General features: G+C 63.0%; 19 protein-coding genes. 13 read left to right on the top strand and 6 right to left on the bottom strand.

Going from position 1 to position 16,487, the window contains the following annotated elements:
• The first annotated feature begins 127 nt into the window (after positions 1-127).
• The 10 genes from Q4G22_RS13920 to cobO all read left to right on the top strand — a co-directional run bounded on the left by Q4G22_RS13920 (position 128) and on the right by cobO (position 10,219).
• On the top strand, positions 128-1,246 hold the full coding sequence (locus Q4G22_RS13920; protein WP_303386495.1) for an HD domain-containing protein: 1,119 nt from the start codon (positions 128-130) through the stop codon (positions 1,244-1,246).
• On the top strand, positions 1,227-1,664 hold the full coding sequence (locus tag Q4G22_RS13915; protein ID WP_303386494.1) for a hypothetical protein: 438 nt from the start codon (positions 1,227-1,229) through the stop codon (positions 1,662-1,664). Before Q4G22_RS13920 ends, Q4G22_RS13915 begins: the two co-directional genes overlap by 20 nt.
• Before the next feature lie 73 nt (positions 1,665-1,737).
• Entirely contained in the window at positions 1,738-2,952 is a 1,215-nt protein-coding gene (locus Q4G22_RS13910) for an NADP-dependent isocitrate dehydrogenase (RefSeq protein WP_303386493.1), read from the top strand.
• A 46-nt stretch (positions 2,953-2,998) separates the two neighbouring features.
• On the top strand, positions 2,999-3,424 hold the full coding sequence (locus tag Q4G22_RS13905) for an EamA family transporter (RefSeq protein ID WP_303386492.1): 426 nt from the start codon (positions 2,999-3,001) through the stop codon (positions 3,422-3,424).
• Positions 3,425-3,519: 95 nt separating this feature from the next.
• Entirely contained in the window at positions 3,520-4,785 is a 1,266-nt protein-coding gene (locus Q4G22_RS13900) for a hypothetical protein (protein WP_303386513.1), read from the top strand.
• Between the two features lies 1 nt (position 4,786).
• Entirely contained in the window at positions 4,787-5,518 is a 732-nt protein-coding gene (locus tag Q4G22_RS13895; RefSeq protein ID WP_303386491.1) for a hypothetical protein, read from the top strand.
• A gap of 122 nt (positions 5,519-5,640) precedes the next feature.
• Positions 5,641-6,309 (top strand): phosphoribosylformylglycinamidine synthase subunit PurQ, encoded by a 669-nt coding sequence (gene purQ, locus Q4G22_RS13890; RefSeq protein WP_303386490.1) that lies wholly within the window; start codon positions 5,641-5,643, stop codon positions 6,307-6,309.
• Between the two features lie 170 nt (positions 6,310-6,479).
• Positions 6,480-8,165 (top strand): ATP-binding protein, encoded by a 1,686-nt coding sequence (locus tag Q4G22_RS13885; RefSeq protein WP_303386512.1) that lies wholly within the window; start codon positions 6,480-6,482, stop codon positions 8,163-8,165.
• Between the two features lie 65 nt (positions 8,166-8,230).
• Positions 8,231-9,556: a sigma-54 dependent transcriptional regulator gene (locus Q4G22_RS13880; protein WP_303386489.1), complete on the top strand. Its 1,326-nt coding sequence runs from the start codon at positions 8,231-8,233 to the stop codon at positions 9,554-9,556.
• A gap of 51 nt (positions 9,557-9,607) precedes the next feature.
• Positions 9,608-10,219 (top strand): cob(I)yrinic acid a,c-diamide adenosyltransferase, encoded by a 612-nt coding sequence (gene cobO, locus Q4G22_RS13875; RefSeq protein ID WP_303386488.1) that lies wholly within the window; start codon positions 9,608-9,610, stop codon positions 10,217-10,219.
• On the opposite strand, the gene Q4G22_RS13870 is transcribed toward cobO, so the two are convergent.
• Positions 10,216-10,635, bottom strand: a complete 420-nt coding sequence (locus Q4G22_RS13870; protein WP_303386487.1) for a VOC family protein — start codon at positions 10,633-10,635, stop codon at positions 10,216-10,218. The genes cobO and Q4G22_RS13870 overlap by 4 nt on opposite strands.
• 168 nt (positions 10,636-10,803) lie before the next feature.
• Here Q4G22_RS13870 and Q4G22_RS13865 point away from each other — a divergent pair, with 168 nt between their 5' ends.
• Positions 10,804-11,397, top strand: a complete 594-nt coding sequence (locus Q4G22_RS13865; RefSeq protein WP_303386486.1) for an HNH endonuclease — start codon at positions 10,804-10,806, stop codon at positions 11,395-11,397.
• Positions 11,398-11,401: 4 nt separating this feature from the next.
• Here the strand turns inward: Q4G22_RS13865 and Q4G22_RS13860 are convergent, their stop codons facing one another.
• The 3 genes from Q4G22_RS13860 to Q4G22_RS13850 are packed head-to-tail and all read right to left on the bottom strand — an operon-like array spanning position 11,402 to position 12,625.
• Positions 11,402-11,860 (bottom strand): GNAT family N-acetyltransferase, encoded by a 459-nt coding sequence (locus Q4G22_RS13860; RefSeq protein ID WP_303386485.1) that lies wholly within the window; start codon positions 11,858-11,860, stop codon positions 11,402-11,404.
• Complete coding sequence (locus Q4G22_RS13855; protein ID WP_303386484.1) at positions 11,857-12,471, bottom strand: DUF1638 domain-containing protein; 615 nt, start codon at positions 12,469-12,471, stop codon at positions 11,857-11,859. Before Q4G22_RS13855 ends, Q4G22_RS13860 begins: the two co-directional genes overlap by 4 nt.
• Positions 12,461-12,625 (bottom strand): hypothetical protein, encoded by a 165-nt coding sequence (locus Q4G22_RS13850; RefSeq protein WP_303386483.1) that lies wholly within the window; start codon positions 12,623-12,625, stop codon positions 12,461-12,463. Before Q4G22_RS13850 ends, Q4G22_RS13855 begins: the two co-directional genes overlap by 11 nt.
• Before the next feature lie 107 nt (positions 12,626-12,732).
• Between Q4G22_RS13850 and Q4G22_RS13845 the strand changes: the two genes are divergently transcribed.
• Positions 12,733-13,248 (top strand): DinB family protein, encoded by a 516-nt coding sequence (locus tag Q4G22_RS13845; RefSeq protein WP_303386482.1) that lies wholly within the window; start codon positions 12,733-12,735, stop codon positions 13,246-13,248.
• A 309-nt stretch (positions 13,249-13,557) separates the two neighbouring features.
• Here Q4G22_RS13845 and Q4G22_RS13840 read toward each other — a convergent pair whose 3' ends face one another.
• Positions 13,558-14,256: a B12-binding domain-containing protein gene (locus Q4G22_RS13840; protein ID WP_303386481.1), complete on the bottom strand. Its 699-nt coding sequence runs from the start codon at positions 14,254-14,256 to the stop codon at positions 13,558-13,560.
• Between the two features lie 140 nt (positions 14,257-14,396).
• Between Q4G22_RS13840 and Q4G22_RS13835 the strand changes: the two genes are divergently transcribed.
• The gene (locus tag Q4G22_RS13835) at positions 14,397-15,476 is read left to right on the top strand and encodes a PA0069 family radical SAM protein (protein ID WP_303386480.1); all 1,080 of its coding nucleotides are present in this window, start codon (positions 14,397-14,399) and stop codon (positions 15,474-15,476) included.
• A gap of 7 nt (positions 15,477-15,483) precedes the next feature.
• Here Q4G22_RS13835 and bmt read toward each other — a convergent pair whose 3' ends face one another.
• Positions 15,484-16,485, bottom strand: a complete 1,002-nt coding sequence (bmt, locus tag Q4G22_RS13830) for a betaine--homocysteine S-methyltransferase (protein WP_303386479.1) — start codon at positions 16,483-16,485, stop codon at positions 15,484-15,486.
• Positions 16,486-16,487: the final 2 nt, after the last annotated feature.

Here is a 16,487-nt window from a genome sequence, read left to right as displayed (position 1 = left end):
TCGTTGCGCCCCAAACTGCGTATTTGCCCAAACGGCAAGCGGCTGCTTGTGCCGGTTCGGGGGAATGCGATAGGGAGGCGATTGTGGTGTGCCATGTCGGATGGTGCGGGAAACACGGTAGCCGGTGATGGAGCTTGATCGGATCTTTGATTTTCTGTCTGCTGCTGACCGGCTGAAATCCGTCACCCGCGCGAATGTGCTGATGGATGGCTCGCGCGCGGAAAACAGTGCCGAACACAGTTGGCATGTCGCGCTTTATGCGATGGTGTTTGGTGCGGGGGCCAGGTCCATTGCCATGATCTTGCTGCACGATCTGGTCGAGATAGAGGTGGGCGATCATCCGATCCATCTGGATCATGATCTGGCGGCCTTGGCCGTGGCGGAACAGGCGGCGGCGCAGCGTCTGTTTGCGGACCTTCCGGGCGGGGATCGCCTGTTGCGGCTGTGGCAGGAATTCGAGGCGGGGGAAACGGATGATGCCCGCGCCGCGCGACGGATGGATCATGTGCAGCCGATGTTTCAGGTGCTTCAATCTGTTGCCCCGCGCCCTGACCATGTGCAGATCGTGCGTGACAACATGGCCTTTGGCCGTGCTGCCCGGCTTCGCGATGAATGGCCCCAGGCGATGGCGGCGGCGGATGCTCTGTTGCAGGGCGACGACGTGCCGGGGGATTTGGGGCGACGGCTGACATTTCTGGCGGAAGCGGACCAGTTGAAATCGGTGCTGCGGGCGGGGGTGATCCATTCCGGTCGCCGCGAGAACAGCGCCGAACATAGCTGGCATCTGGCGCTGTATGCGCTGGTTCTGGCCGCGATTGCGCCGGCGGGAACGGATGTTGACCGGGTGATCCGCATGTTGATCCTGCATGATCTGGTTGAAATCGACACCGGGGACGTGCCGATCCATTCCGCTGATGGGCTGGCCCATGGCAGCGCCGCGCGTGTGGCGGCGGAACAGGCGGCGGCGGATCGCTTGTTCGGGGTGCTGCCCGCCGCGCAGGGGGCCGAGTTCCGCAGCCTGTGGGATGAATTCGAGTCTGGCGAAACCCCGGATGCCCGATTCGCCAAGGCACTGGACCGGGCGCAGCCGGTTTGGCTGAACATTGCGGCCGAAGGTGGGACATGGGCGGAATTTGGCGTCACCTGGGATCAGTTGCAAAGCCGCGTGGGCGACAGGATTGCGCGCGGTGCGCCGCTGCTGTGGGATTGGTTGCAGGGCAGGGCGCGTGGATACTTCGGCGTGTGATATGGGCCGCATCCTTGCTGCGGCGGCGATCTGTATTCTGGGGATGGGCGCATTGGATCAGGTGCTGGACCTGTTTCGCCCTTATTTTGTGGACGTCGCTCAACCCGGCGCGGCACCGCAGCTTGTGCACATCCGCCCGCTGCCGCACCCGTGGATAAAACCCGGTATCGAGATCGTCGGGATCGGCCTGATGGTGTGGGCGGCTTTGGGCCTGTTGCGACCGCAGGGCATCCGCCGCAATGACGCGGGGATAATCGTGCTGTTGGATATGGCGTTGACGACAGGTCGGTCTGCTTTTGGGATCGGTGAAGGGTTCAGCGCCGATTTTCTGCTGATTGCGCTGCCGGGGACGCTGGTTGGACTGGCGCTGCATCGGATCTGGCCATCCTTGGGTTGGCGCATCGGCTGCATACCATAGCATACAACGCTTTTCTTCCGTGGCGGGATCAGCTATAGCCGCGCCAGAGAATCCTGAGCCGAAGGGGGCATTCATGTCGAAGATCAAGGTAGAAAACCCCGTCGTCGAACTTGACGGCGATGAGATGACCCGGATCATCTGGGACTTTATCAAACAGAAACTGATCGTCCCCTATCTGGACATCGACCTGAAATATTACGACCTCGGCATCGAGGAGCGTGACCGCACCGACGACCAGATCACCGTGGATGCCGCCAATGCGATCAAGCAATATGGCGTGGGCGTGAAATGCGCCACCATTACCCCGGACGAAGCGCGGGTCGAGGAATTCGGCCTGAAAAAGATGTGGAAATCGCCGAACGGCACCATCCGTAACATCCTGGGCGGCGTGATCTTCCGCGAGCCGATCATCTGCAAGAACGTGCCGCGTCTGGTCCCCGGCTGGACCCAGCCGATCATCGTCGGTCGTCACGCATTTGGCGACCAGTATAAAGCCACCGATTTCCGCTTCCCCGGCAAGGGCAAGCTGACGATCAAATTCGTCGGCGAAGATGGCGAGACCATCGAGCATGAAGTGTTCGACGCCCCGTCCTCGGGCGTGGCGATGGCGATGTATAACCTTGACGATTCGATCCGCGATTTTGCCCGCGCCTCGATGAACTATGGCCTGTCGCGCGGCTATCCGGTCTATCTGTCCACCAAGAACACCATCCTGAAAGCCTATGACGGCCGCTTCAAGGATCTGTTCCAAGAGGTGTTCGACGCTGAATTCGCTGATAAATTCAAGGCGGCGGGCATCACCTATGAACACCGTCTGATCGACGATATGGTCGCCTCGGCGATGAAATGGTCGGGCGGCTATGTCTGGGCCTGCAAAAACTATGACGGTGACGTGCAGTCTGATACCGTCGCGCAGGGCTTTGGCTCGCTCGGTCTGATGACCTCGGTGCTGATGACGCCCGATGGGAAAACCGTCGAATCCGAGGCTGCGCATGGCACAGTGACCCGCCATTACCGCCAGCATCAGGCGGGCAAGGAAACCTCGACCAACTCGATCGCGTCGATCTTTGCCTGGACTGGTGGGTTGAAGCATCGCGCCAAACTGGACGGCAACGAGGCGCTGAAGACCTTTGCCGAAACGCTGGAAAAGGTGACGGTTCAGGCGGTCGAGGATGGTTACATGACCAAAGACCTCGCCCTGCTGGTCGGGCCGGATCAAAAATGGCTGACCACCATGGGTTATCTGGAAAAGGTCGATGAATACCTGAACAAAGCCCTTAAGGGTTGATCGCACAGGCCGGGGGAAACCCCGGCCTTTTGCATGGAGGATTCCCATGGCCGAAAGTTGGATTTTTTGGGCGCTGCTGGCGGCGGTTTTCGCCGCGCTGACGGCCATTTTCGGCAAGGTCGGCGTGGCCGGGGTCAATGCCGATTTTGCCACGCTGATCCGCACGGTGGTGATCCTTGCCGCGCTGCTGCTGATCGTCAGCGCCACCGGGCAGCGCCAGCCCCTTGGCGCGATTTCCGGCAAAAGCTGGGTGTTTCTGGTGCTGTCAGGGCTGGCTACCGGGGCAAGCTGGGTGTGCTATTACCGCGCGCTGCAATTGGGCGACGCTGCGCGCGTGGCCCCGGTGGACAAGTTGAGCGTGGTTCTGGTCGCGCTGTTCGGCGTGGCATTCTTGGGTGAAAAGCTCAGCGCCGTGAACTGGGCCGGGGTGGCGATGATCGCGGGCGGGGCGATGCTGGTCGCCCTGCGCTGATGCCGCAAGCGTGAAGCCGCCCGGCCTGAGCAGGGGATGAGATGCGGGTAAATCTGCCCTATGTCTCGGCTTTGGATCAATGCAGCGGATATTTCATGGACGATCAGGGACCAACGCTCGAACGCGGCGGTGCGCGTTATGCCCGCGAACTGGAACAGCATCTGGATTGGCTGGATACATTTACCCCCACCGCGCTTGGCGTTCTGGCCTCGGCCTCCGGGATTTACACCTATCTGGGCGTGCGCACCCTGCTGACGGAACCGGGGGTTTGGACGACGTTTGCCGCGCTGGCCTATTCGGTTGCGGTGTCGGTGGGGATTTTCGTGTTCTGGTCCTATATGCTGCGCTTGCTGCCTGCGGTGCGCAGCGCGGCGTCGCGCGTGGGTCTGTTTCTGGCCATGGGGTTGGGCTGCCTGGCGATTGTGGCGATGTCGTCCTGGCTGAACGCGGCGGCGCTGGCGGGTGGTGCGGCGGTGGAAACGCATATGGCAACCACTGTGCAGCATTATCAGACGGCGCTGGAGCGTGCGCATGCCAATACGGTTGCCGGCCAATCGCTGACCCGCGACGTGGCGCGTGTGCGGCAAAGTTTCGGCGACCTGTCAGAGCAAGAGGCGGGCGGCACTCTGTCGGGCTGGGCCGGGCGCGGTGCGGTGTTCCGGGTGCTGACCCAGAAACAGGCCGAGTTGCAGGCGCTGGAGGATCAGCTTGCCGCCGTCGCCGACCCGATCGAGGCGACCTTCGCACAGGGCAACACCATCCTGTCGCGAATGCGGTCGATCTCGGTCGAGCCCGGCGGGCTTGAGGATCGCACCGTGCGCTTTTCCGAAGACGCTGTGCAGCTTGCGGGGTTGATTACCCAGTTGCGTCAGCTGAACCCCGCGCCGCTGGTGTCGCGCGCGGCGCAGGATCTGGCCGATGCCGTGGTGCTGCCGGAACTGGACGGCACTTCGGCGGACATCCGGGCCGGGCAATCCAGCACCATCGCTTCGGTGCTGTCGCTGGTGCAGCAGCGGGCGCAGACATTGGGTCAGGCCGCCGCCGATGTGATGGTGCTGCCGCAGCCGGATGAGGCGCTGTATACCCCCATGTCAGCGGCGGATGCGGTGATCGTCTATGCCGGGAACTTCGTTCCGGCCTGGGCGGGCGCGATTTCGATCGACCTTTTACCGGCAGTGCTGGTGTTCATCATTATGGTGGTGCAGGCGGCGATCCGGTCGGGGCGCGGCCATGGCCATCTGGATGACCGCATGACGGTGCGCGAACTCCGCGCCGCGCTGGCCGCTGCCGAGACGCTGCGCGAAGCCGAGGCGCAGTCCGCCGCCCCCGGCTCCATGCCGCCGCCGCGACCCGAGGCATAAAATGCGCCTTCTGTCCTCACCCCGGCAGGTGATCCGGGCGGTGCTGATCGCGCAGATGGCGATGGCGGCAATCATCATCGGTGCCGACCTGATCCGCGCGCCCGGCGCCGCTGCGCCGGGGCTGTTTGCGCCGCCCGCCCAAGGCCCCAGCGTGCGCCCCTATCGCCCCGACCTGCGCCCTGGCCAGCCCGGAACCCCCGGCGCACCCGCCATGCGTCCCATGCCGGAACGGCTGGAGTTCACCGAATCCGAGGGCACGATCAGCCTCACCGGCCAGATCGCCCCCGGCGACGCCGACCGCTTTGCCGCATGGATGGATGAAATCCGCTCGCAGGCCAGCCGGGTCAGTCTGGACAGTTCCGGCGGCTCCGTTTCGGACGCACTGGCCATCGGGCGCACGATCCGCGCGGCCAATATGGCGACGCGGGTGGGCGATGGAGCCGTCTGCCTGTCGGCCTGCCCCTACCTGCTGGCCGCGGGCACCGAACGTCAGGTGGACGCGGGCGGAATCGTCGGCGTGCATCAGCATTACTTTGGCAAGAATACGATCCTGCCCGCCTTCATGGCGATCAACGACCTGCAACGGGCGCAGGCCAGCGTGATCGACTTTCTCTCAGATATGGGCGTTGACCTGCGCATCATGTCCTACGCGCTGCGCACACCACCCGAAGACATCAACATCCTCGACCCCGCCCTGATGCGCGACCTGCGCCTGACCACTGACCCGGCCTGAATGCATCTTTTGTCCGCAAATATCCCGGGGGGAATCCGGCGAATGCCGGATGGGGGGCTGGCCCCCCTTCCCCCGCCCCCAACCATGCGCTACAGCAAACCATCCAAGGGCAGGAGTAACCGATGAAAGCCGCCGTCATCACCTTTCCCGGATCGAATTGCGACCGTGATCTGGCCGTTGCGCTCGACCGCGCGGGCGCGCGCGTTACCCGCGTCTGGCACAAGGACGACAGCCTGCCTGATGGCACTGATCTGGTTGCCGTGCCGGGCGGGTTCAGCTTTGGCGATTATCTGCGTTGCGGTGCCATCGCGGCGCAGTCGCCCATTGCCCGGGCCTTGCGCAATCACGCCGCGCGCGGCGGTTATGTGCTGGGCATCTGCAACGGGTTTCAGGTGCTGACCGAACTGGGCCTGCTGCCGGGGGCGCTGATGCGCAATGCCGGGCTGACCTTTCTGTGCAAACCTGTTGTCCTGACCGTGACCACAGCGAACAGTGATTTCACCTGCGGCTATGACGCTGGCCAGCAGATCACCGTGCCGGTGGCGCATCACGACGGCAACTATCAGATCGATGCCGAGGGGCTGGCTGCCCTGCGCGATCAGGATCGTATCGCCTTTACCTATGCGCCTGGGATCAATGGCTCGGTCGCGGATATTGCCGGGGTGCTGTCGGAAAATCGCCGGGTTCTGGGGATGATGCCACACCCCGAACGCGCGGCTGATCCGGCGCTTGGCGGCACGGACGGTGCGCCACTTTTTGCCGGTCTGGTGCAAACGCTGCAATCTGCGTGACTTGAGCGAAACACCGCGCAGGCATAAATTACGCGGATCAGTCAGGAAGGACGGATCGCCGGGTGAACCAGCGCGAGCAGATCAAGGATGACCAACCCGCCATTGATGGCGGCAAGCTGCGCAACCCGTGGTGGCTGCGCGCGGTGGTGGCTGCGATCCTGCTGGCCGGGATGGCGCTGGTCTGGATCACCAATGCCTGGCTGACGGAACGGTTTTCCGAAAATACCCGCGTTCGCGCCGAAATGCGTGCGACGCTGTTTACCGGCAACCTGATTTCGGAACTTCAGCGCACCTCGGTCGTGCCGCTTTTGCTGGCACGTGATCCGACCCTGATCGGGTCGCTTCGAAGCAATGAGTTTTCCTCTACCTCGGCCCGGCTGATCGGGGCGCAAAAGGAAATCGGTGCGGCCTCGATCACCTTGCTTGATTCGACAGGGCGCACCGTGGGGGCGACGAACAGGTTCGAGATCGGCACAAACAACAGCCAGCAGCCCTTTTTCGTCGAGGCGCTGCGGTCGCGTGACACCGTGTTCACCGTCTCGCCGCGCGATGAGGGCGGGTTCGAATTCGCCTATTCCCGTGCCGTGATCGCCGATGGCAAGACCTTGGGCGTGATCGTGGTCGGTGCCGATCTGACGCGGCTGGAACGGTCATGGTCCAGCGTGTCCGATGCCGTTGCCGTCACCGACAGCGAAGGCAACATCATCTTGTCCACCGAAGCGCGCTGGCGGGGCCTGACCCTGCCGCAAGCGCTTGAGGTGCGCTCGGCGCCTTCGGCCATTCAGCGGGCATTTCAACTGACCACCGACTGGAGCAGCGCGCCGGTTGATGCCTATGTGAAAGGTCGCGCGGTGATGCAGACCGAAAGCCGGATCAGCTTTCGCGGCTGGCGGATGATTACCTTCACCGCCTATGATTCCGTGCGTGAACGAGTGAATGCCGTTCTGGCGCTGGAAATCATGGGGTTGGCCATTCTGCTGGCCGCGACCTTCTATCTGCTGTCGCACCGTGCCCGCGCGCAGTCCGAGGCGTTCATGCGTGAATCTGCCGACCTGCGTGCCCTCAACGCCCGGCTGACGCGCGAGATCGCCGAACGCGAGCGGGTGCAAAAGGAACTGCGTGTCGCTGAACAAACCGTGCAGCAATCCAGCAAGCTGGCGGCTTTGGGTGAAATGTCGGCGGGGGTCAGCCACGAACTGAACCAGCCGCTGGCGGCGATGAAGACCTATCTGGCCGGTGCGCGCCTGCTGCTGCAACGCGGCCGCCCCGAAGAGGCGCTGGCCTCGTTCCACCGCATCGATAATCTGATCGAGCGGATGGGCGCGATTACCCGACAGCTGAAATCCTATGCCCGCAAAGGGGGCGAGGCGTTCGAACCGGTCGATCTGCGCGCTGCGGTATCGTCCGCGCTGACCATGATGGAGCCGCAGTTGCGCGAACGCATGGTGCGGATTACTCATAAATTGCCGCGCCGTCGGATCATGGTCATGGCTGACCGCATCCGTCTGGAACAGGTCATCATCAACCTGCTGCGCAATGCCGTCGATGCCGTCAGGGACGCCCGCGATCCTTTGGTGGAAATCGAGGTGAGCGAGGGCGCGCACGCATATGTGTCCGTCCGCGACAACGGGCCGGGTGTTTCTGATCTGGAAAAACTGTTTGAACCCTTCTGGACAACCAAAAAGCCCGGCGAGGGGACTGGCCTTGGGCTGGCCATTTCGTCGGGGATCGTTGCCGATCTGGGGGGGCGGCTGACCGCGCATAACGAAGTTACAGGCGGCGCTGTATTTACGATGGAACTGCCCCTGCACGGCGCCGAAGGCGTCGGACCGGGCCGCCCGATGGCGGCGGAATAACGGGTGGGGGTCGGACGTTCACTGAACGGACGGCACAGGGGCACAAGTGAAAGGAACGACGCCGCATGGCGCGCAAGTTGAAAATTGCAATCGTCGATGACGAACCCGATATGCGGGAATCGATCAGCCAGTGGCTGGTCCTGTCGGGGTTCGAAACGGAAACCTATCCAAGCGCCGAAGACGCGCTGAAGGTGATCGGGGCCGACTGGCCGGGCGTTGTCGTGACCGACATTCGGATGCCGGGCATGGACGGCATGGCATTCCTGAAAAAGCTGATGGCACTGGATTCCGGGCTGCCGGTCATCATGATTACCGGCCATGGCGATGTGCCGATGGCGGTCGAGGCGATGCGCCTTGGTGCGATGGACTTTATGGAAAAGCCCTTCAACCCCGACCGGATGACCGAACTGGCGAAAAAGGCCACGCAGTCGCGCCGGATGACGCTGGACAACCGCGCCTTGCGACGCGATCTGTCCGAAGGGCAGCAGGTCATGTCGAAACTGATCGGGGCCAGCCCGGTGATGGAACGCCTGCGCGAAGATATTCTGGATCTGGGGCAGGCTGATGGTCACGTCCTGATCGACGGCGAAACCGGCACTGGCAAGACGCTGGTCGCCCATGCGCTGCATGCTGTTGGACCGCGCGCCTCGCGCAAGTTCGTGCCGATCAGCTGTGCTGCCTATGCGCCCGATACCTTGGCTGAACGCCTGTTCGGCCCGGTCGAGGACGGCTTGCCCGCTGTCGAGGAGGCGCGCGGCGGGACGTTGTGCCTTGAGGACATCGAGGCGCTGACCGAACCTTTGCAAGCGCGGCTGCTGGCCTTTATCGCCGATCAGGGCGCCCCGGCCGAAACCCGGATCATCGCCATCTCTAACGCCCGAGGCGAAGGTCGCCGGGCCGAGGACAGCCTGCGCCCCGATCTGTTCTATCGTCTGTCGGCCTTGCAGATCACCTTGCCGCCGCTGCGCGCCCGCGGCGAGGATATTCTGGCGCTATTCACCCGGATGACCGAACAATTCGCCGAAGAATATGGCTGCGAGCCGCCGCAGGTTACGGCGCAAGAGGCCGCGCAGCTATTGCAGGCCCCGTGGCCCGGCAACATCCGGCAGTTGATTAACGTCGCTGAACGGGCGGTGTTGCAGAACCGGCGCGGGTCAGGCTCGATCGCGTCGCTGCTGATGGCGGATGGCGAGGAAACGCAGCAGGCCACCACAACCGAGGGCAAGCCGCTGAAGGAATATGTCGAGAGCTTTGAAAAAATGCTGATCGACAACACGATGCGGCGGCACAAGGGTTCGATCGCGTCGGTGATGGACGAATTGTGCCTGCCGCGCCGGACCCTGAACGAAAAGATGGCCAAATACGGGCTGTCGCGCGGGGATTATCTGTAGCACCGGGGGTTTCACACCCCCGGACCCCCGTGGGATATTTAGGGACAGAAGATGCAGGATGACACTGATCGCCACCGCGAGAAGATGGCGAAGATCAAGGCCGCGCGCGGGCGGATGATGGCGGATAAGACTGCTGAAAAGGGCTTGATTATCGTTCATACCGGTAAGGGAAAGGGCAAGTCATCCTCGGGCTTTGGGATGATCCTGCGCGCTATCGGTTGGGGGATGCCCTGTGCCGTGGTGCAGTTCATCAAGGGGGCGTGGGACACGGGCGAGCGGCGCGCGCTGGAGGGGCCGTTGGCTGGTCTGTGCCAGATACACGTCATGGGCGAGGGGTTTACCTGGGATACGCAGGATAAGGACCGCGATACGGCGGCGGCGCAGGCGGCATGGGACAAGGCCAAGGAACTGATCCGCGACCCCTCGGTTCAGATGGTGCTGCTGGACGAAATCAACATCGCGCTGCGCTATGGCTATCTGGATGCGGGGGATGTGGTGGAATTTCTGCTGGACGAAAAGCCGCCAATGACCCATGTCGTGCTGACGGGCCGCAATGCGCCTGATCTGCTGATCGAGGCCGCCGATCTTGTCACCGAGATGACCGAGATCAAACATCCGTTCAAATCGCAGGGTGTCAAGGCACAGCGCGGGGTCGAGTTTTAACCGTCCCAGATCGCGGGGTCGGCCAGTTCGATGGAATTGCCTGCCGGGTCGCGGAAATAGATCGACCGCGCGCCGTTTGGCCAGTGAAAATCGGCCTCGATCTCGATGCCTCGTTGTTCCAGATGGGCGCGCCAGTCATCCAGCCGGTTCGGGGCAACGGCCATGCAATAATGCCCCGGCCCGCGTGCGCCATGTGGCGGCACTGGCAGGCGGGCATCGGGGGCAGGGGGCCGCTCTGTCGCCTGGGCGCGAAAGACCAGCAACACCTGACCGGGCGCGACACGGAAAAAGATGTGGCGATCAGGCACCTGTTGAAACGGGGTCAGCCCGATCACCCCCTGCCAAAAGGCAAGGGCGGTCTTTAGATCGTCGGCGTAAAGCGCGGACTCCAATGTGCCCAGAACTGGCGGTGTCATTGCAGCAAGATGCCATAAATCACGGCCATTGTCACACCTGCGTCACAGCCCCGTATTATGCGGCTGAAAGGGATAGATGCGGGGGCTTGTCAGACATGAACCGCGAGATATAGTCGGTTCATGATTTGATCCGCGCCTGCCCTTTTTGGGCCAAGGTGGAAAGGGCACATGCTGGACGAGCAACGCGACTTCAGAACCCATTTTGTGCGCGAGCCGGCGAGCCTGCGCTATTATCCTGCTTTGGTGCTGAACGCCGATTTCAGGCCCCTATCCTATTACCCGCTGTCGCTGTGGCCCTGGCAAGAGGCGATCAAGGCGGTGTTTCTGGAGCGCGTCACTATTCTGGCCGAATATGACGAATGCGTGCGAAGTCAGCGGCAGGCGTTCCGCATACCTTCGGTCGTAGTGCTGAAAGATTTCGTCAAACCCCAAAAGCGCGTGGCCTTCACGCGCTTTAATCTTTTTCTGCGGGATGAATTCTGCTGCCAATACTGCGGGGCAAAGGGCGATCTGACCTTTGATCATGTCGTGCCCCGGTCGCGTGGCGGGGTGACAAGCTGGGAAAACGTTGTTGCCGCTTGTTCGCCCTGCAATCTGCGCAAGGCCAACCGCAGCCTGCGCCATTCCGGCCTGACCCTGCGCCGCGCGCCCCGCCGCCCCTCGGCCGAGGAAATGCATGCGGTCGGGCGGCGCTTTCCGCCGAACCATCTGCATGAAAGCTGGATGGATTTTCTGTATTGGGATGCCGAACTGGAAAGCTGACCGATCAGATCAGCCATTTCCGCATCAAAAACCGTGCCAGAACCTGACCGCCGCGTTCGACATGTTCCGCCTGTTCGGTGACGAAGCCGGCGGCCATGAACGGACCTTCGGCCATCAGACTGGCATGGGTGTAAAGCGAATCCAGACCGCGCTGCCGGGCGTCTGCCTCGAGCTGTTCGTAAAGCTGACGGAACAGGCCGTGGCCGCGATATTCGGGCAACAGATAGGCCAGGTCGATACAGCCATCCTCGGCCAGTGTCATGAAACCGATGGCCTTTTCGTTTTGCTCGGCCATTGCGACGCGCTGCCGCGCCAATCGCCCGGCCCAGGCCCGGCCCGAATTCGGTTCTGGCAACCACGCATTCTGCTGCGCCGGGGTATAGGGGCTGCGACCGCGGTGGATCGCGTCGAACATCACCCGCCCCAAAGCTTCGGCATCCTGCGGCCCGGCCCAGCGGATCACAACGCACCGCCCAGACGGGCCAAGACGCCGGGCAGATCGCCATAGCCGGTTGCGCGCCGCTCATACGGCAGGCCCAGACGGTTGGCGGCCCGCTGCGCGGCGCGGTCCAGCGAGGGGTCGTCGGTCTGGGCCAGATAGATCAGCTTTTCGTAATTGCCGAACATCATCGGGATCAGTTCGGGGTGGCGGTCAAAGCCCATGGCCCGCCATACAAAGGCGTCGAACTGACGCACCAGAAAGTCGGTCAGATAAAAGGCGGTGAATTCGTCATCGCGCCGCGCCTCATGCCGGGTCAGACCGTCGAAAAAAGCATAGCAATGCGGGCCGGGGATCATCTCGACCCCCAAAGCATCGCAGCGTGCCTGCAACAGCCCGCCAGTGCCGCAATCGGCGTAAACCACGATCACCCTGTCATAATCGCCGCCACGCTGCCGGATGGCACCCTCGACCGCATCGGGAATGCGGTCGGGCCACAGGTGCAGATCGGCGGGCAGGCAGTGCAGATCCATATGCGCCCAGCCATTTGCATCGCGGATGGCGATCACCTCGCGTGCGAGGGCGCCGCAGGCCAACAGCAGGATGCGGGGCAGCGTGGGGGCGTCAGCCTTCATGGTCGCGCATCGACAGGTGCAGCACAGCCGCCCCCATCAGTGCGACGATGGCCAGGGCTGCCAAGGGAATACCCGCCGCAACCGAGGCCCACAGCGTCACAGCAGCAAGCAGAATGACAATGGCGATCATCAACAGGAAATGTGGCAGCGGCATGGTGACTCCTTCACTTGCCTGAAATATGGTCCGACCGGGCGCGGTTTAAAAGGCCAATTTGCTTAAAATCGACCGCGTGATGGTCTTTGGTCGGGGGCAGGGCGCGGATGCTGGATCGCAACAGGGCGCTGATTATGGCGCGTTACAACAGATGGCAGAACGGCAGCCTGACGGCAGCGGCAAGCGAGATCGGTCAGACGGCGCGGCGGCAGGATCGCGGCGCCTTTTTCGGCTCGATCGAGCGGACCTTTGCCCATCTGCTTTGGGCGGACGGAACATGGCTGGCACGGTTCACCGATGGGCCGATGCCCAAAGGCGGGATCGCGGCATCAGCCGCTGACATCACGGATTGGGACAGTTTCCTGAAAGATCGAGCGGCGCAGGATGCCGCGATCATCGACTGGGCGGCGGCGGTGGATGGCGATTGGCTTGCCAAAGATATGACGTGGTTTTCAGGGGCCTTGGGCCGCGAACTGACCCGACCCCGCGCGGTCTGTGTGCTGCACCTGTTCAATCACCAAACCCACCATCGCGGCCAGATCCATGCGATGCTGACGGCTGCCGGTGCGAGGCCGGATGACACCGACCTTCCTTTAATGGCTGAGGATATGGCTGGCGGTTAAGTCGGTTCAGCCTGCCTGCCGGGGCTGTGTCGCGGTCGGTTGGCCTCGTCATGCGCGACATTGGCGTCCCGGATGCGACTATCGGCACAGTCTTGCCCGGATCAGATGTCTGTGTGCTGGCCAAAGGGAGGTGCGATCACCACCAGCTTCTGATCCTGGGGGCACAAGGGTGCCCTGCTCCTGCTGGATCGGTTGCGGTCTTGCCTTGGTGTTCGACGCGTCGGCGTTATCTTGCACCAACAACAATGCCGAACCGCTGGCCGGCGGCGGCCAACAGCCCCACCGGCCCGAGGTTGATTCGTATGCGCCTTAGCCCGCTGCCAGACTGTTGTGCTTGCGGGCGATGAATTCTTTCGCCGTTTCCACCGCCACCGCAGCATCGCGGCAATAGGCGTCAGCGCCGATGGCCCGTCCGAATTCCTCGTTCAGCGGCGCGCCGCCGACCAGCACGATGTAATCTTCGCGGATGCCCTGTTCCTTCATCGTGTCGATCACGACTTTCATATAGGGCATGGTCGTGGTCAACAGGGCGGACATGCCGATGATGTCGGCGTCTTCACGCTTGGCGGCGTCGATATAGTTTTCAACCGGGTTGTTGATACCCAGATCGACCACCTCAAAGCCCGCGCCCTCCATCATCATCGCCACAAGGTTCTTGCCGATGTCGTGGATGTCGCCCTTGACCGTGCCGATGACCATTTTACCAACGCGCGGCGCGCCGGTTTCGGCCAGCAGCGGTTTCAGAATCGCCATGCCGCCCTTCATCGCATTGGCGGCCAGCAGAACCTCGGGCACGAACAGGATGCCGTCGCGGAAATCGTGGCCCACGATGGTCATACCGGCGACCAGCGCCTTGGTCAGCACGTCATAGGGGGTCCAGCCGCGTTCCAGCAGGATGTTCACGCCTTCTTCGATCTCGTCCTTAAGACCGTCGTAAAGGTCGTCCATCATCTGCTGAACCAGGTCGTCGTCGTTCAGTTCGGAAAGGATGATCTCGTCGTCAGACATGGCTTGCTCCGTCGCGCTATGACATGGATTTGGCGTGGTTTTGCCGATTTGAAAAGCCGGATTACGACATGCGACCATCCTTCGGCGACCTTCATGGCAATGGGCTGGTGTTTGTTCCCGTATTGTTCTAGCGTAGAGGAATGCTGCCGCCCCGCAACCCCGATGAAGAGCTAAAGGCCCGTGGGGCCGACACCCGCCCGCCCGGCCGGTTCGAGCCGCTGCGGGCCGAGCGCGAATCCGATGGCTGGGACATCCCGGAAGATCAGCGCCTGCTGCGCACCGAAATCGCCGTCGAGCGTCCGCGTAGTATCATCAACCGCAATACCTCGCCCGATGTGCCCTTTGATCGGTCGATCAACCCTTATCGCGGCTGTGAACATGGTTGCATCTATTGTTTTGCCCGCCCCTCGCACAGCTATCTTGGCCTGTCGCCTGGCCTTGATTTTGAAACGAAAATCACCGCCAAACCTGATGCGGCAGTGGTGCTGGAACGTGAACTGGCGCGGCCTTCTTACAAATGCGCGCCGATTGCGATGGGGACGAATACCGACCCCTATCAGCCCGCCGAATCACGGCTGGCGATCATGCCCGGCATTCTGCGGGTGCTGTCGGACTGGAACCATCCGGTCACGCTGGTGACACGCGGCCATACGGTGCTGCGCGATGTTGACTTGTGGGCCGAACTGGCGGCAAAGCGGATGGCCTTTGTCGGTGTCTCGATCACGACGCTGGACGCGCCGCTGGCCCGCGCGCTGGAACCGCGCGCCCCGCCGCCTGCCATACGGCTGCGGATGATTCGCGAATTGGCCGCTGCCGGGGTGCCGGTGCGGGTGATGGTGGCGCCGGTGATCCCGGTGCTGACCGAACCCGATATGGAAGCGATCCTGACCGCCGCGCGCGAGGCGGGGGCCACGAATGCCAGCATGATCCCGCTGCGCCTGCCGTATGAGGTGGCGCCACTGTTCCGCGATTGGCTGGATCGTCACCACCCCGGCAAGGCCGCGTATATCATGCGCCGGGTGCAGTCGATGCGCGGCGGGCGCGACAATGACCCGCGCTTTGGCCACCGGATGCGGGGGCAAGGGATCGAGGCTGACCTGATGCACCAGCGCTTCAAGATAGCGCGGCGGCGGTTGGGGTATAGCAACGAATCGGTGCCGCTGGATTGCAACCGCTTTGGCCCGCCGCCACGGGCGGGCGATCAGTTGTCGCTGTTCTAGCCGCGCCTTACCCCCTGCGGCGGCTGGTCCGCTCGCGCGTTGGGCCGCTGCCATCGGTGCCGTCACTGGCGCTGCTGAAACTGCCCAGCTTTGCGGCGATTTCATCCAGCGTCGGCTTGTCGCCGCGCGGGCGGGTTTCCAGCGCCTCGCGCATCGCGCGCAGATGTTCGGGCATGGTGCCGCAACAACCGCCGATGATCCGCACGCCCAGATCGCGCGCCAGAACGGCGTAATCGGCCATCAGTTCGGGCGTGCCGTCATAGTGGATATGCCCGTGCTCATAGCGCGGAATCCCGGCGTTGCCCTTGGCGATGATCGGGCGTTCCGTGCCGGTGGCGACAAAACCATTCACCGTGCGCAGCAGGTCCGACGCGCCAACGCCGCAATTCGCGCCAAAGGCCACCGGCGGCAGCGGCAGCTTTTCGACCAGCGCGGCAAGCTGGGCCGAGGTGACGCCCATCATCGTGCGCCCGGCGGTGTCAAAGCTCATGGTGCCGACCCAGGGCATCCCGGCCAGCTTGGCGGCTTCGGCGGCGGCGCGGTATTCCTCGGGGGCGCTGATGGTTTCGACCCACAGCACATCGGCCCCGCCCTCTTTCAGACCCTCGGCCTGTTCGTGGAACATCTCGACGGCGGCTTCGTGGGTCAGGCTACCCATCGGCACCATGATTTCGCCCGTCGGCCCCATGCTGCCCGCCACCACGACCGGGCGGCCAGCGGCATCGGCCACCTCGCGCGCCAGTTCGGCGGCGACGCGGTTCAGCTCGCGCACGCGGTTCTGGGCATTATGCAATTTCAGACGGCTGGCGTTGCCGCCAAAGCTGTTGGTCAGGAACAGGTCAGACCCGGCATCAACAGCGCCGCGATACAGCTGACGGATATTGTCGGGCTGGTCGGTGTTCCACAGTTCCGGCGGATCGCCCGCCGACAGGCCCATGTTGAACAGGTTGGTCCCTGTCGCGCCATCGGCCAGCAGCCAGTCGCGTTCAGACAAAAGCCGGGTCAGCAAAT

Origin of the sequence: Paracoccus sp. (in: a-proteobacteria), from assembly GCF_030538655.1 — a bacterium.
Taxonomy (GTDB): Bacteria; Pseudomonadota; Alphaproteobacteria; order Rhodobacterales; family Rhodobacteraceae; genus Paracoccus.
Note: the sequence above shows the minus strand (reverse complement) of the source record. Positions and strands in the feature narration are given on the sequence as shown.